General features: G+C 43.5%; 14 protein-coding genes. 5 read left to right on the top strand and 9 right to left on the bottom strand.

The window, feature by feature from the left end; translation table 11 throughout:
* Positions 1–85: 85 nt before the first annotated feature.
* Positions 86–220 carry a hypothetical protein gene (locus FLM53_RS24095; RefSeq protein ID WP_256099315.1) on the top strand — a complete coding sequence of 45 codons (135 nt, stop codon included), beginning with the start codon at positions 86–88 and terminating at the stop codon, positions 218–220.
* Between the two features lie 162 nt (positions 221–382).
* Here FLM53_RS24095 and FLM53_RS22185 read toward each other — a convergent pair whose 3' ends face one another.
* The 3 genes from FLM53_RS22185 to FLM53_RS22175 all read right to left on the bottom strand — a co-directional run bounded on the left by FLM53_RS22185 (position 383) and on the right by FLM53_RS22175 (position 3,108).
* Entirely contained in the window at positions 383–1,000 is a 618-nt protein-coding gene (locus FLM53_RS22185; protein WP_017630100.1) for a glutaredoxin domain-containing protein, read from the bottom strand.
* Between the two features lie 69 nt (positions 1,001–1,069).
* Positions 1,070–1,960, bottom strand: a complete 891-nt coding sequence (locus FLM53_RS22180) for a DMT family transporter (RefSeq protein WP_176679372.1) — start codon at positions 1,958–1,960, stop codon at positions 1,070–1,072.
* A gap of 155 nt (positions 1,961–2,115) precedes the next feature.
* Positions 2,116–3,108, bottom strand: a complete 993-nt coding sequence (locus tag FLM53_RS22175; RefSeq protein ID WP_176679373.1) for a porin — start codon at positions 3,106–3,108, stop codon at positions 2,116–2,118.
* A 377-nt stretch (positions 3,109–3,485) separates the two neighbouring features.
* Here FLM53_RS22175 and FLM53_RS22170 point away from each other — a divergent pair, with 377 nt between their 5' ends.
* A complete protein-coding gene (locus tag FLM53_RS22170; RefSeq protein WP_176679374.1) occupies positions 3,486–4,505 on the top strand; it encodes a succinylglutamate desuccinylase/aspartoacylase family protein in 1,020 nt (339 codons plus the stop codon).
* Positions 4,506–4,844: 339 nt separating this feature from the next.
* Here FLM53_RS22170 and FLM53_RS22165 read toward each other — a convergent pair whose 3' ends face one another.
* The 5 genes from FLM53_RS22165 to FLM53_RS22145 all read right to left on the bottom strand — a co-directional run bounded on the left by FLM53_RS22165 (position 4,845) and on the right by FLM53_RS22145 (position 9,509).
* Positions 4,845–5,564 carry a DsbA family protein gene (locus tag FLM53_RS22165; protein WP_176679375.1) on the bottom strand — a complete coding sequence of 240 codons (720 nt, stop codon included), beginning with the start codon at positions 5,562–5,564 and terminating at the stop codon, positions 4,845–4,847.
* 120 nt (positions 5,565–5,684) lie between these two features.
* Positions 5,685–6,254 (bottom strand): protein disulfide oxidoreductase, encoded by a 570-nt coding sequence (locus FLM53_RS22160; RefSeq protein ID WP_176679376.1) that lies wholly within the window; start codon positions 6,252–6,254, stop codon positions 5,685–5,687.
* A 3-nt stretch (positions 6,255–6,257) separates the two neighbouring features.
* Positions 6,258–8,321, bottom strand: a complete 2,064-nt coding sequence (locus FLM53_RS22155; RefSeq protein WP_176680059.1) for a protein-disulfide reductase DsbD — start codon at positions 8,319–8,321, stop codon at positions 6,258–6,260.
* Positions 8,322–8,416: 95 nt separating this feature from the next.
* Entirely contained in the window at positions 8,417–8,893 is a 477-nt protein-coding gene (locus FLM53_RS22150; protein WP_176679377.1) for a hypothetical protein, read from the bottom strand.
* Positions 8,894–9,260: 367 nt separating this feature from the next.
* Positions 9,261–9,509, bottom strand: coding sequence for a hypothetical protein (locus FLM53_RS22145; protein WP_017630108.1), 249 nt, complete (start codon positions 9,507–9,509; stop codon positions 9,261–9,263).
* Between the two features lie 252 nt (positions 9,510–9,761).
* Here FLM53_RS22145 and FLM53_RS22140 point away from each other — a divergent pair, with 252 nt between their 5' ends.
* Both FLM53_RS22140 and FLM53_RS22135 read left to right on the top strand, forming a co-directional pair.
* Complete coding sequence (locus FLM53_RS22140; RefSeq protein ID WP_176679378.1) at positions 9,762–11,366, top strand: mechanosensitive ion channel family protein; 1,605 nt, start codon at positions 9,762–9,764, stop codon at positions 11,364–11,366.
* Between the two features lie 164 nt (positions 11,367–11,530).
* Positions 11,531–12,364 (top strand): RecX family transcriptional regulator, encoded by an 834-nt coding sequence (locus tag FLM53_RS22135; RefSeq protein WP_176679379.1) that lies wholly within the window; start codon positions 11,531–11,533, stop codon positions 12,362–12,364.
* Between the two features lie 22 nt (positions 12,365–12,386).
* Here the strand turns inward: FLM53_RS22135 and FLM53_RS22130 are convergent, their stop codons facing one another.
* Complete coding sequence (locus FLM53_RS22130) at positions 12,387–13,181, bottom strand: response regulator transcription factor (protein WP_176679380.1); 795 nt, start codon at positions 13,179–13,181, stop codon at positions 12,387–12,389.
* A 259-nt stretch (positions 13,182–13,440) separates the two neighbouring features.
* Here FLM53_RS22130 and FLM53_RS22125 point away from each other — a divergent pair, with 259 nt between their 5' ends.
* Positions 13,441–14,361 carry a DUF3187 family protein gene (locus FLM53_RS22125; RefSeq protein WP_256867725.1) on the top strand — a complete coding sequence of 307 codons (921 nt, stop codon included), beginning with the start codon at positions 13,441–13,443 and terminating at the stop codon, positions 14,359–14,361.
* Positions 14,362–14,454: the final 93 nt, after the last annotated feature.

Raw genomic sequence — 14,454 nt, 5'->3', positions numbered from 1 at the left:
ATTAAAGTGTGATTTAGATCTTGTTTTTGGGTGTTTTAAGTGTAGAATCCGCGCATAAGAAAGTTGATTATGTACGGAGATAAGCATGAACTACGAACTAGGCCACGCATACCTTGGTCAAATGGCAGCAAAAAACATGATGCACGAGGCATTGTACGGCAAGTCAAAGCCAAAAAAAGTATCATTCTTTAAGCGAATGATGAAGAAAATGGCTAAGTAAGCATTTTCCAAAACGGAATTTTAAAAGGCCTTAAACTCATAGAAGTTTAAGGCCTTTTTCGTTTTAGCGATTTATGACTTTCATCGCTCTGTTTTAATGCGGATGGACACAAGAAAACACTAATTAGTTAATGATCGGAAGTTTAACTCTATCTAAGCGAGATCAGCTTGCCGATTGATTGGATAAGTCGACCACATTGTTTGGAATGGAATCTAGACCATTTTCTTTCATCCATGCTTCCAAGTTGTCTGCTCCGCCGATGTATTTACCATCAAGCCAGATCTGAGGCACGGTCACCGGTGTTTTTTCACCAATGTGTGCTTTCACTTCTGGAATCATTCGATATAGGGCAGCACTGTCTTTAACGACATCGTGATAGGTATATTCGACACCCGCTTCATCCAGCATTTTCTTAGCCTTCACACAGAATGGGCAGGTCGCTTTACCATAAACGATATTGCCCTTTAGGCTGTCTCGTTTGGTCCACTCTTTGATTACAGATTGAACCAATACACCACGATTGAGTGCTTCACCTTGGCTAACAACTTTGCCTTCAACAACAAGGATAGGTGCATGCCAAGAACCAAGTTTTAGCGGTTCCCACCAGTGAGATAACCAATCTTTCACTTCTAGTTCGACATCAACATCAGCCAATTCATTCTCAAAAGTATCCTTAAGAATGTCTTTGGTAAGGGTACATTCTCCACATGGGATGTTTACTTTAAATGGACCCCAGCTGCCTGCCCAACGGTATAGTGTAATCTTGACTGGTTTCTTCATGGTTACGACCTCGCTTAAAATTCTCTTATCAATATAGAACGGACAGTAGAACTATTTATTTCATCGACTTTAAACTTTCTTAACTTTCGTCGGCTTTTTCGTTTCCCAGTGGGTAATGAAAGCAACAGATGCAATGATAATCGCAGCCCCTAGCCATAAACGACCTGGTGGAACCCAACTGAATACCAGCCAACCAGCCAAGACATTAAGTGGTAATTTCGCGTGATCAAACGGTTGAACGAAAGAGGCATCCGCCACCGAGTATGCTTTTACAATAGCCCACTGAGCCAGTGCTGTCATAACACCGATAACGATTAAGATAGCCCAAATAGTGCCACCACTTGGCATTTGCCAATCAGGAACGGCCAGCAAGATGTTAAATGGCGTAATCAATAGAAGAAGGTAAACCACCATGGTAGAAGGGCTGTCTTGTGATGAGAGCTTTTTCACCATCAGTGAGTAACATGCCCAAAAGAAAGCCGCACCAACGGGTAACAACGTCGCCCAACTAAAATCTTCGGCCCATGGTTCGAGAATGACCATAGCACCAACGAAGCCTGCCAAGGTTGCACTCCAACGAGCTGCGCCAACTTTCTCTTTTAGGAAAAGCCCAGAACCTATGGTTGCGAACAGTGGCGAAGTCATAAGAAGCGCGATGCCTTGCCAAATCGGCACTGGGTAAGCCAGCGCCCAAATCCAAAGTTGGATACCAATAACTGATAGGAAGACACGGAATACGTGTAGCTTGAGATTATCAGTTTTTAGTGCGCGTCGAATTCCCAACGTTTTCAGATAAGGAAGAATGGCGAACAATGCAATTGAATACTGAATGACGGCAACGGTAGTAGAAGTCAGTCCGAAATGAATGCTTGCGATTTGAGTTAGGCTGTTGATCAAAGCAAAGGCTAAACCTGCGGTTAGCATCCAGCTAGCGCCTTGGATCGGATGGTGTTGTGACATGATGCTTCTAATTATTTGATGTGGTTCACCTATGATACGGATTTAACACCACTTAACCAGAAAAAGCATTGATGAAGTTAGTCAGAATATTTGAATATGAAAAAAGGTTGAGCGAATGCCCAACCTCTTTAGAACTTATCTAAAGTAAATTTAGATTAGAAGTCGTAGCGTACACCCAAGCGAAGTGTGTCTTCACCTGCAGTAACATTACCTTCAGAGTCTTTAGCTTCATCTAAACCATTGATGTAGTAAGCAAGGTATGTACGGAAATTGCTGTTTAGTTTGTAGTAACCTGCTAGCTCGATGCCGTCAACAGCGTCTGCTTTTGAGCCATTCGCCGCTTCATCTTCTTGGTATGTGTAAACGACTGCTGCAGAGATTTGCTTAGTGAATTTGTACTGTGCTGCAAATTCCATTGCTGTAAATGATTCTGCTTGAGCTAGAATCGCTTTGTCGTTGCTATCACCTGTTGAGTATGTTGCAGCTAGGTATAGGTTATCTAAAGAGTACGCTAGACCAGCGAGGATTTGGTCGGCACTACCTGCACCAGCACCTAGGTCTTCACCAGAGTACGCAAGACCCAAGTCTAGACCGAATGGTAGTGAGTAAACACCAGCAATGCCGTAACCATCAGAGTCTTTCTCGCTATTAGTTTTGTATGTAGCTTCTAGTTGTAGAGCATCAAAACCACCACGATATGCAATTACGCCATCTTCTTTGTCTGAAGCCGCGTCGATTACCTGTTGAACACCCGAGAACTCAGTGATATCTGTAAAGTCAGATACGATGACTGAAGCCATGTCTTGGCGACCGAAAGATACGGCTTGGCCATCGAAGTCAACACCAGCGTACATATAACGGTTATTAAAAGTGTTATCGCCAGTACCTTGCTCAGCTTCGTAGAAACCGAATGCAGATACAGAATCTGTTAGCTGGGTTTCACCACCAATGTTAAGGCGGAAGCGAGTTTCATCGCTCATCGAACCTTCAAGTTCAGCACCCTTTGAAGTACCAATGAAGTCACCACGGAATTCAGCGCGACCGCCAATCTTAAGCTCAGTACCGTCAGAGCTGTAAACTGTTGCTGCTAGAGATGAACCTGAAACTAGTGCTGCTACCACTGCAGAAGCTAGAACTGCCTTTTTCATAATCACTTACCTTGTATTTTAAAATCCGTGAGCAATGCGCTCTCCGTTTCGATATGAAGCTAATTTAGAGCAGATAAATTAAGCTTTCATTTCTATAAAATTACATTTTCGTGAATAGGGAACTTTTTTAAGCGTTGATTTTATTGCACTTTTATTTCATTTGGCTGAGTGGTTTGTGAATAATTATCCAAATTGGAAGTTTTAGAACAGCCATTTGTGCAAGTTTCACTTTGAAAGAGGTGAGGATGTTATGAGTGAGTTTTACGGGCTGAACTGTACTTGTTAAATCGATTAACTGCTTGTACTGGTTAAGATATCCTCTATGATGCAAAAACTGACAAGAGAATAGATTTTGCTCAACAAGATGGAGTAGTTGGATGAAAACAGAGTACTTAGGCGATGTTTTACAAGGTAGACAGGTTATTGGCTCCTTGAATGTTGAAGACTTACAGGTTGGAGAGCATCAGTTTTGGTTTCAAGTGACTAGTGATGGACTCGGCCAACCTAAAAACATGCCGGTTTCTGTTTTTAAAGGCAGCCAAGATGGCCCTAAGTTGATGACCACAGCCGGTATTCACGGCGATGAACTGAACGGTGTATTGGCTGCTCAGCAAATTATCAGAGACTTGGTGGGTAAAACACTGAAAGGTACGGTGACAATTGTACCTACGGTGAACTTGTCTGGTTTGCTAAATCACAGTCGTGACTTCATCTCTTCCGATCCGGGTTCATGCCCTGCAAATCTCAATCGACTCTTTCCCGGTGACGCCCACGGATTAGCAGCAGAGCGCTTTGTTGCGTCACTTTGGGAGCGCTTACTCAAGCACAATGCTACTTTCGCCGTTGACCTTCATACCCAAACTCGCGGTGCAGTATACCCACTTTATGTGTTTGCTGATTATCGGATAGAGCAATGTTTAGACATGGCGAGGTTGATGCAACCCGACTGTGTACTTAATGATCCCGGCGACCCTGGGATTCTTGAAACGGTATGGAATCGCAGTGGTATACCGAGCATTACTGTAGAAGTAGGGATGGGTAAGTTTACTCAACCTGACATGATTCAAAGAGCGGTAGACGGCGTTTTGAATATGCTCTCCTATTACGAGATGCTTGAGGTCGATGGACAAGATCCGTTAGAGGCAAAGCAGCTTCCGAGTATGGATTGGATTGAAGGTAACAATGTCGTGTCCATTCGTGCTGATATTGGTGGTTTTGTGCTGCCTCAGGTCGAGCTTTTGCAAAGTGTTGAGCAAGATGATCTGTTAGCCATCCAATATGATGCGTTCGGCAATGAATGTCGTCGTTATCATGCGCCATCTTCTGGTCGTGTACTCAGTTATAACGTGGATGCATTAAGAGAGCCGGGAGCGTTGGTGTGCCGCTTATTGAGCTAGTAAGAAGTTAGACTGTTGCTAGGTTTGCTATTTGCGACACTCAAAAAAAGACCGAGCTAGGCTCGGTCAAAGGACAGTTGTCTAGAGTTAACACGTCTTGGACTCGTCGACAGAACTGCTTTTAGAGTAAATAGGATAAATTAAGAACCCATTGCGAGATGGTGACACTTCGACTGCTTTTTTGTTTCAAAACGATTATTTCACAGCCTGACTTGAAATCGTTGTATCTTAAAACCTATTATTCAAAGCCATAAAAAAGCCTACTGCGGGTTAACGCAAGTAGGCTTTATCAATTTAGTCTTCAATTTTAGCTAAGGCTCACAACCTTACTAGATTCAACTAGAAAGCGTCATCCACAATGTCTTTTAGTCGGTCGTAAGGCACATACCCAGGTAATACCTGACCATTCATCATTAGCGTTGGTGTACCTGTTAAGCCGAGTGCGCTAAAGGTTTGGTGGTTAGTCATTAACGTGTTGCTTTGTTCTGTCGTTGTCTCTAACTGCGCTTCAGTACCTGTTTTTTTCGCTACCGCTTGCAGTGACGATTTTGTGTGACTGCCGCTTTTCGCCATCAGTAATCGATCGACTTCAGGGAAAGCTTCTGGGTTGTCTTTCCATACTTTCATCGCGTATAGCGCTGCATTGGTATTAAGGCCGCTCACTTGTTGCTGCTTAAACGACAGGTAGACATTGATGATCTTGATGTCACTGTTTTCAGAGGCTAGTTTAACCAAGCCTTTCTCCAAGCGTTTACAGAAAGGACAGTTGTAGTCGGTGAAGTTGATGATTACCGATTTGCCGTCAGGGTTACCCGTTATTGGGTGAGCATCATTGTTGTACAACCAATCATGGCTTTCTGCTTGAGCTTTCTTTGCTTGTTCTTGGCCGGCCACATACTGCTCTAAGCTGGTATGCAGCCCGGAAATAGTCGAAGGGTTTTCTTTCAGAAACTGATTAATTTCTTCAAGTTGTTGGGTTTGTTCTTTGCTTAGTTCAGCGAAGGCATTGGTGCTCATCAGTGAGCCTAAAATCAGTGCGCTAACCAGATGTTTTTTCATGTTATGTATTCTCTAATTCTTGATAATCGTGAGCGCTCATTAGGTCGTGCTCACGGTATTATTGTTTGTTAAATTGGCTTTAGTCGTTTCATTTGCTTCGCTTTATTCTTGGTAAGCGAGTTATGCAAAATAAGTTCTTAACCACAGCCCGATAGGGGAAGTCACGCCAGTTGCGATACTGCTGATCTTTCCGTCTTTGATGATGACGATGCTTGGAGTGACATTGACTCCCCAACTTCTGCTGATTGCCCCAGAAAGATCATTGATCACAGGGAAGTCATACTCTTTTGCATCCAAGTAGCGTTGCACTCGCTCATCGGGTCCTGATGAAAGGGCGACCGTAACGACTTGGTGAGAGTCGTTGAAGCTATTGACGGTTGGGCTCACGAATTTGCAAGCACCACACCAAGTTGCCCAAAAGTAGACAATGACGGGCTTACCGTTTTTACTGAGCTCGATAACATCAATATCCTCACCTTGGAGTGATTGACCTACGATTGGAATCGCATCTCCTTGAGGCATACTTCTGCTGTGATAAAAATCCATAGCAAACGAAACCACGCCAACGATCAGTATCATTGAGACCAGTTCCTTTCCCCACTTCTTAAGACGACTTGGCTTTTTAGCCTCACCCTTTATAGGCTGGTCTTTGGTAGTGTTAGGCTTCTCTTCATTGTTGGGAGTCTTCATCACTTATCTCGCAGCATCGATGGCTTGAACGACAGTGTCACTGTCCAGAATCACGGGCAGTGGAATACCGCTTTTATAGCTTGGGCCATACACGATATTAAATGGCACACCAAATCGTCCGTTACTTTGTAAGTACTGGGTGACGCTTTCACTTGGTGTTGTCCAATCGCCTTTCATCAAAACGATGTCTTCTTGTTGTAGGTGACTGTAAACAGGATCTTGAAGAATTACGCCGATCTTGTTCGCCTTACAGGTGATACACCATTCAGCAGTCACATCGACAAATACGGTTTTACCTTCATCGACCAATTGAGGAATTTGTTTCGCATCCAGCTTTTGCCAAGCAAGATCATCAACGATAGGCGTCGCCCAGTTATCTGCTGTAACACTACCGACAATAAGAGCAGCACCAAACATCAAGGTAGTGGTTGCCATGATAGGTATGAGTACTTTACGCCCCAACTTCATGCCAATCCAAACCAGTACTGAAATCACGATAAACAGTGACAACAAGATGGTTGGGAACTTGCCAATGAATGGGCTAAGTAGGCTTGTTAACCACAGACTAGTGATGAACATCATTAAACCGAATACCAGCTTAACCTTGAACATCCACGCGCCCGGTTTTGGTAGCAATTTGGTTAGGCTAGGGAACAGCGCGAAAATAAGCCAAGGTGCACTCATACCAATACCAAGTGCGATGAAGATCGCCCACAGCTCTTGGTAGTTTGCGCCTAGCGCATAAGCGACGGCGGTTCCTAGGAATGGCGCACTACAAGGTGTTGCTAACAGCGTGGCAAACATACCTTGAACAAAGTGACCTGAGTGTGAGTCATCACCCTTGGTTGCTATCCATGTGTTTAAACCCGATGGCAGTCTGAACTCGAATAAACCAAGTAGGTTAATTGAGAACAGTAGGGTGATGATCAGCATGAACCCGATAAACCAAACGTTTTGGAATTGGATTCCCCAACCTATCGCATTACCGCCCATTTTGAGTACTGTCATGCCTAAGGCTAATAGTGCAAACGAGGTGATAACACCCATCGCCGAAGCTAGGAATGAGATTCGGATGTGTCGGTTTGATGCACCTTGGTTTTGAATGATGCTGTTTAGCTTCATTCCTAATACAGGTAAAACACACGGCATGATATTGAGGATCAAGCCACCAATTAAGGCAAAGCCAATCATCGCAATAAAGCTGGTGTTACTTGATTGATAGGCGATAGGCTCTGAGCCAACCTGAGCAGTCATCTCTTCAGCAAAGTTAGTATCTGAAACCGTGACGCTAACGGTGCGATCCGTTAAGTCGACGTCACCAATCCAGTTACTCACATCGAAAACGGCAGTCATGGTGTTGTCTGTGATATGATTGGCTGGCTGAGAGAAGAAGTCGTCAATTACTTCTTGGCCATCAATCAACACCATCGGCTTATCCCAGCCTTCTTTACTTGTTAGCTGAGTCACCAGTTGCTGCTTGCTCTTGTCCCAAAACAGGCCGTTCACTGAAGTACGGTTTGCTTCTCGTGGTGACTGGCTCATGCCTTGATTGAACAAGAACATGGCTTCTTCATCGAGCTCTAATGTTTGTGGGTCGATCGGCAGTTCGATGTCGTAATCGGTCAACACACAAATATTCGTGCACGACGGAAAGGTGAACGAAGCCTTAAAGATGGCAGGCTTAGTGTTGTCTTTCAGTGTGAGTGTGACCGGAAAGCTGACGTGCTTTTTGTAGCCCAACGTCATTACGTCTAGCTGCTCGTAATACTTAGGGATTGGCCAGTGCCACTCTACCGACTCAATGTTTGATGAACCAGACCAGTCCCAGCTTGGTGGTATGCCACCTTCACCAGGGCTGCGCCAATAGGTTTTCCAGTCGCCGTCGAGCACGACATCGAGCACGGTTTGAATCTTAGAACCGTGATCCGACTGTTCACCTGTCGACATCATTCGCATTTTGACTGGCGGATGTTCAGGTACGCTGAGCCAACCGGTAGTCTGTGCTAAAGCATTAAATGATGTCATGACCAAAATGGCAGTGACTATAGTTTTCGCGCATGTACGCATACAGAATGCCAATGAATCGACAAACTTAGTTAGTAGTGTGTTGTACACAAATGTATCTCCAAAAAATAAATAAAAGGGTGGAATAGCCCGGTTATTTACTCTCTAAATATACAGTGCTTTAGGTGTAGGCGGTGTTTTGTTGGTCGAGTAGAGCGATGGTTGTCTCTAGATAATCTCGATATATGAGGTGAAAGGCTGAATGCGACAGCAATAAATAAAATGAAAGGGATCAACCAGCCTGTTTTCGGCGTGGCGAAGGTGAGCATTTTTGAGCTCAGGTCACAGGCGCTAGAATTCGGTGCCGTCAGTGATTTAGACGCATCTGAACCAAAAACGCTGGCATAAAGCTCAGACATTTTGTCAAATGAAGCGATAGTGGCTTGTGGGTCGCTGGTTTCAGAACCTATGTGTGTTGATTGGCTAACAGAAGCCTTAGAAAACGTCACTTTATTTGCAGACAGCGTACTTGCCAGACAAGTTACGATAACCAGTCCGGTAAGAAGAAGCGCCCAAAGCGATTGCTTTTGTTGGCGGTTCTGTTGGGATAAAAAAAGTAGCGGTGTATTCAGCAAATCAGTCAGTAATCGAATCAGTTAGTATTTAACACGGGTTATAAGCAGGCTAGCTTAGATAACTTTGCTGCGTGCCACAAGTCATAAAATTGTCAAAGTCACAGGGGCACATAAACGCCAAACTCAGAGGCTAAGGCATCGCATTTTCACTTAAGTTCATAATAATCTGTTCTTTTTTGCTATTCGCTGTTTTGTTGACCAAAGTCGTGACTTCCCTTGAGCAGTATATAATTAGCAAAGGTGTTCGATTGAATAAAAAAGAGCGATAAAACAGAGACAAAAAAGCCCAACCGTTCGTTAGGAACTCGATTGGGCTTCTTTCGCTAGCATTGAAGTTCAGAACTTCAACGCCTTCTAATGGGTAATCTTAGTGACTACGACGTGGGCCGTTACGCACTAGGTCTTTACCATTTTCAAAGACTTCTTGAGTGATCCAACGAGCAAGTAGAACTTTGTGGCTGCTGTTGAATACAGCAACGAAGTGACGACCATCTGAATTATTGGTTGCCATGCCTACGCCTTCAACCCCTTCAAGGCCCAAACCACCAGCTTCCACTGAAATTAGGAATTTTTCTAGCTCTTCTAGAGACTCAATAACATCAAGTTCGTTGTTCATTTTTCTATTCTCTTGCTGTGAGCCAACATCGGATTCAAGGCATTTTAATGCATGTACCTAGGTGAAGATATTGGCCGTTGTTCTTTGTTGGTTGCGTACTCTACAGGTCATAAGAGGGGATTGGAACTCTCAAATATTAGATGCGGACTGATATTTTGCGAATTTTTAACACGACATACCTTTAAATGCTTGTTATCCATATTCTTTTTACTACTATTTATAGGGTCAATTTAGACAATAATAGGAATTAATATGATGAAGGTTTGGCGTTGTCTATTGTTAATGTTGGCGTTTGTCGCATTTGGAAGTTATGCGCAAGGCGTCGAGAAAATAGCACAAGTACAAGATCAGTTGATGCTCGATTTGGCAACATTAGAAACGGCGCACGATGCTGAGAAACCCTTTCTTGAAGATATATTAAGGCGTAAGAACCAAGACTTGCGCGAAGATATATTCACCCAGTTATCATCCGATAAGAAAGAAGAGCTCAATATTGTTCTTGCTCAGCAGGTTGAACTATTACAAAAATTATTGTCATTGAATGATATTAAAATCGTTTCAATGAGCAAAGAAAACCGTTCGACAGAGGGTGACGCTAAGAAACGTCTTGAGCTTCGCATTCAAAAGCGAATCGGGATGATGGATGTTTATTATCAGCAATTGGCGAAGACCTTAGATTGGTCAAAAGAGCGTGGTATTGATGTTGCCGTCCCTGAAGCTGATCTCAAAACAGCGCTGGTGGCTCGTTCTAAGTATCTGACTAACGCCATTCTTTACACTGATACACAGCGACAAGATCTTGAAGCGCGCCTGTCTTTCGTGAATGAAGAAGAGAAAGCGGTCATTAAGAAGGAACTGGAACGCTTCAGTGAGCGTACCAGCGTTATGGTGGCGAGCTTAGAAGAAACCATCACCTTGATGGAACCGTTTGGCGTTGATGTGACTTCTTACAAGCGCGTGCTATTAGCAACGACGGGCGACATTAATGCCGATGTGCTAGATGTCGATGTCGCACTAGAGCTACTAGACGGTTGGCTACGTTCGTTCAGTTCATGGGCTTTTGAAAATACTCCTTCTTTTATCGTTAAACTTGCTCTGTTTCTCGGTATTTTGTATGTCACTCGCCTAATTGCTAACGTGGCTCGTAAGACGGTTCGCAAGAGTGTTTCGCACTCTAAAATGGACTTTAGTGTATTGATGCAAGACTTCTTTGTATCAATCGCATCCAAAGCAGTGGTGTTTGTCGGTCTACTTATCGCCTTGTCTCAAATAGGGATCGAACTAGCTCCGCTATTAACCGGTTTCGGTGTCGCGGGTGTTATCATTGGTTTTGCATTGCAAGATACGCTGTCTAACTTCGCGTCTGGCTTGATGATCTTGATTTACCGTCCTTACGATGTTGGTGATATGGTTAAAGTCGCGGGCGTTCAAGGCACAGTAAAAGACATGAGCTTAGTATCGACAACGGTTCAAACTATCGATAACCAACGCTTGGTGATCCCGAACAACAAGATCTGGGGTGACGTTATCAATAACATCACAGCAGAGCGCGTGAGACGTGTGGATATGGTGTTTGGTATTGGTTATTCAGATGACATCGATAAAGCGAAAGCTGTATTGAACGACATCATTATTGCGCACCCTCTAGTGCTTAAAAAGCCTGAGCATATGATCAAGCTGCATACCTTAAATACATCTTCTGTAGACTTCGTGGTAAGACCGTGGGTTAAGACAGACGATTACTGGGATGTGTATTGGGATGTGACGGAAACTGTGAAGAAACGCTTCGATGAAGAAGGCATCACGATTCCATTCCCGCAACGAGATGTGCATATTTACAATCACGAAGAGAGTTAATTCTTCTAAAAGTCGATTTCTTCATGTGACAATCAAATGGACGCCAAATAGGTGTCCATTTTTGTTGGAAGCCAGTTTATCTGAATCTCGTTCTTTTATGTCACTCCACGCTAGTCAGAATTGCGTTATCATGGGGCAGGCTCACTCTGGATAGTTGAAATCGAATGGATGATTCACAGCAAAACCCAAAAACGAGAAATACAACGGTAAGAAAAGCGACGCGAATCGAAAGTGTCATGAACTCTGCGATGTGGCATTTAACCCAAAGAGACATGACGGAAAGCGAGCTGATTGCGAAGTTGAAAGTGAAAACGGACAATCAGGATTGGATCAATGAAACCTTGAGCAACTTGAAAGGTTACGGCTATCTTAAATCCGACCAAGATTTCGCTGAGCAATTCGCAGAACAAGCCTTCTTCGGTGAATTTGGATCTCGATACATCGTAGAGAAACTGAAGAAGAAGGGGCTCTCCGATTCGATTATTGCTGATGCCATTCACAAGGTTTCTGCAGAAAAAAATATCGACGAACAGACTATATTGATAGAGCGAATCAACAACTACTACACAAGCTTTACCATGAGCCGTGAAAAGCTGGTCGCCGCACTTCAAAAGCGTGGCTTCAGCTATCAGCAGGTCAAAGTTGCCATCGAACAGCATCCACAAGCGCACGAACTGAAAAGTAATATCCAAATCAAGGCCGACAAAGCGGATTTAGAGAAGGAAGTGCTCAAGTACGCTCGTAAAGGGAAAGGCTTAACCGCTATCCAACAAGAGCTTAGACAGCGACAAATCGATACCACTGAACTTTCATCGTTGATCGACCGATTAATCAATGAAGAGCAATTGGACTTTTACTCTTCTTGTTTAGAACAACTTCAGAAAAAATCTTATGACCTAAACGATCATAAAGAACGTTCAAAGGCTTACGCCATGTTGAGTCGCAAAGGCTTTTCATCCGATGAGATTAAATTTGCGCTAAGTGAAGGCAACGAATAAGCCAAGTACGAGCTAAACAAGGTTAGCGAGTGGTGTGTTGGTTTTCAGTGATGCCTAAGCCGTTTCGTAAGGCGAACTGCACTAACTCGTTGTGATTATTGAGCTCCATTAGCCCAAGCATTCTGTATTTATGGGATTCAATGGTACGTGGGCTCAAGTGCAACCTATCGGCACACTCTTTGGCGGTAAAACCCTGAGCAATCAGAGAAAGCACCGTGGTTTGCTTCTTCGTAAGTAACAGCAATTTATCGCTATCATCCTCCCACAAGTTTTCGCTTTGATTCAGCGTTCTCGCTAAAGTTGAATGCTGCCAATAACAAAGCCACATTTCACACACTAGTTTCAGTCGTTTGATGTCTTCGAAACCCAAGGTGGTTTTGTTGTCATGAAAGTTGGTAAAAGAGAGGGCACCCCAGCGTTGATTGAACAGTTGCAGAGGGATAATGCAGTGCCATTTCCCACCTTGTTTGTGTATTTGACTCAACACATCGTTTTGGCTGATCGCGAGTTGCGCCTCTGAAAACTCCAAGTAGGTTTCGGACGTTTTGAGAAGCTTTAGGTACTCAAGGTGGTTACAGCCAACAAAGTCTCTTTTGTTGATTGAAGGGATGTGCGATTTGGAAACTGAACAGGTTTTCCCATCTTCCAGTAACACCATCGAATTCGGGTAAAGCGTGAGCCTATCTATATCGAACCAGTCTAGAACATTAAAGCTTGCAGTGGACCAAGTCGCGTTAAAATCCCTTGGGTCACTATTGATCAAGGTTGCAGACTGACTCATCAACAATTGTTCAAAGCTCTGGTTAGAGGCGTTCACATTTTATCCTTATTAAAAGTTTGGCTATTCATTCACGCGGTGAAGATATTCGTTAACTCGTGATAGCGCAAGTTAACGCGATAAGATAACTAAGGTGTTCTTAATTCTCTTTTTTTATAACACTTTGTTCTATCTATTCTAGTCAAAAGCAGTACATTTGCTGCATAAATCAGTCTGTGATTTTAAGAGAATCGGACGTTTTATATCATCGAGCAAAACCGTGATAGCGTTTAGAGTCTTACTCACTTCGTCCATACTGATCCTCACTTTTCCTAGCGCCATAGCGTCGCCTATGTTTGTTTACGCGCAGTCTCCAATTCATTCAAACGTTCTCTCAACTCAGCTGCGTTCTGCCCAACCGAATAGAGTCGGCACGATAGAGTTCAAATCCTCTTACACGCAGGCCAGTATATGGGCTCATACGGAAGCATATTCGCTCGACTACTACCAAAACCAATCCAATATTGCTGTTGAGTGGCAAGCGTCTCCCATCTGGAAAACAGAGCTGGATTATCGTGTCGTCACAGCAAAAGATAACGGCTTAGACAGCTTTGTTATGGGGTTTCATGATCTTTTTGGCATTGGGCAAAACGGACGTGATGAGGTAGCAGAAGATCAATTCACCATGGACTTTCATAATGCTGGCGTTCATGTTTCTGATTTTGAGGGTGATGACTTAACTAATGCGCTGACTTTTTACAATGAATTGTTGTTGTATTCTAGGGGGCCTATGTCGCTTTCTGCTGGTGGTTCTTTGTATTACAACAACGTAAGAAGTGGCCAATTTGCGAGAACAAGCTTTGAGCAAGGCGTTCAACTTAACTACAGCTATATCACACCCAAACACAGTATTTTTTCGACGGTCGGTTTAGTACATCGAAATAGCGATAATTCCTTTGTTGGCCTAGAAGACTTAAGTTTTGAAAACGTAAGCGCGAGTTGGGCGATAGGGTATGAGTATCGACTGAATCAGCGTCATAGTTTGCTTATTGAATCTCTCAACTATCAAGGGTGGGCGAGCAACGACCCAGATTTTTCTGAACCTTCCAATGAAGTAGTAGTGGGCTACCGTTATCGCCTACATCAACTTGCGATTGAGGCCTTGATGATCGAAAACATCCGTAACATGGACAACAGTACCGACATCGGGTTTACGCTCGGGCTACGCTTCTCAATATAAAAGCCATATCAACATATCATTATGTAATTTAATTCATCAAAGCTATAAAATTTCAGTAAATTTACGGTATATCAATAACGTGATTTTTTGAAC

This window comes from Vibrio sp. Scap24, assembly GCF_013394185.1.
Lineage (GTDB): Bacteria > Pseudomonadota > Gammaproteobacteria > Enterobacterales > Vibrionaceae > Vibrio > Vibrio pomeroyi.
This window is presented reverse-complemented; position numbering and strand designations above follow the sequence as displayed.

What these genes read in the sequence shown, in the direction of transcription:
- FLM53_RS22180 (WP_176679372.1), bottom strand. Translation starts at nt 1,960, where the DNA reads ATGTCACAACACCATCCGATCCAAGGCGCTAGCTGGATGCTAACCGCA.
- FLM53_RS22145 (WP_017630108.1), bottom strand. Translation starts at nt 9,509, where the DNA reads ATGAACAACGAACTTGATGTTATTGAGTCTCTAGAAGAGCTAGAAAAA.
- FLM53_RS22140 (WP_176679378.1), top strand. Translation starts at nt 9,762, where the DNA reads ATGATGAAGGTTTGGCGTTGTCTATTGTTAATGTTGGCGTTTGTCGCA.
- FLM53_RS22175 (WP_176679373.1), bottom strand. Translation starts at nt 3,108, where the DNA reads ATGAAAAAGGCAGTTCTAGCTTCTGCAGTGGTAGCAGCACTAGTTTCA.
- FLM53_RS22170 (WP_176679374.1), top strand. Translation starts at nt 3,486, where the DNA reads ATGAAAACAGAGTACTTAGGCGATGTTTTACAAGGTAGACAGGTTATT.
- FLM53_RS22165 (WP_176679375.1), bottom strand. Translation starts at nt 5,564, where the DNA reads ATGAAAAAACATCTGGTTAGCGCACTGATTTTAGGCTCACTGATGAGC.
- FLM53_RS22135 (WP_176679379.1), top strand. Translation starts at nt 11,531, where the DNA reads ATGGATGATTCACAGCAAAACCCAAAAACGAGAAATACAACGGTAAGA.
- FLM53_RS22185 (WP_017630100.1), bottom strand. Translation starts at nt 1,000, where the DNA reads ATGAAGAAACCAGTCAAGATTACACTATACCGTTGGGCAGGCAGCTGG.
- FLM53_RS22155 (WP_176680059.1), bottom strand. Translation starts at nt 8,321, where the DNA reads ATGCGTACATGCGCGAAAACTATAGTCACTGCCATTTTGGTCATGACA.
- FLM53_RS24095 (WP_256099315.1), top strand. Translation starts at nt 86, where the DNA reads ATGAACTACGAACTAGGCCACGCATACCTTGGTCAAATGGCAGCAAAA.
- FLM53_RS22160 (WP_176679376.1), bottom strand. Translation starts at nt 6,254, where the DNA reads ATGAAGACTCCCAACAATGAAGAGAAGCCTAACACTACCAAAGACCAG.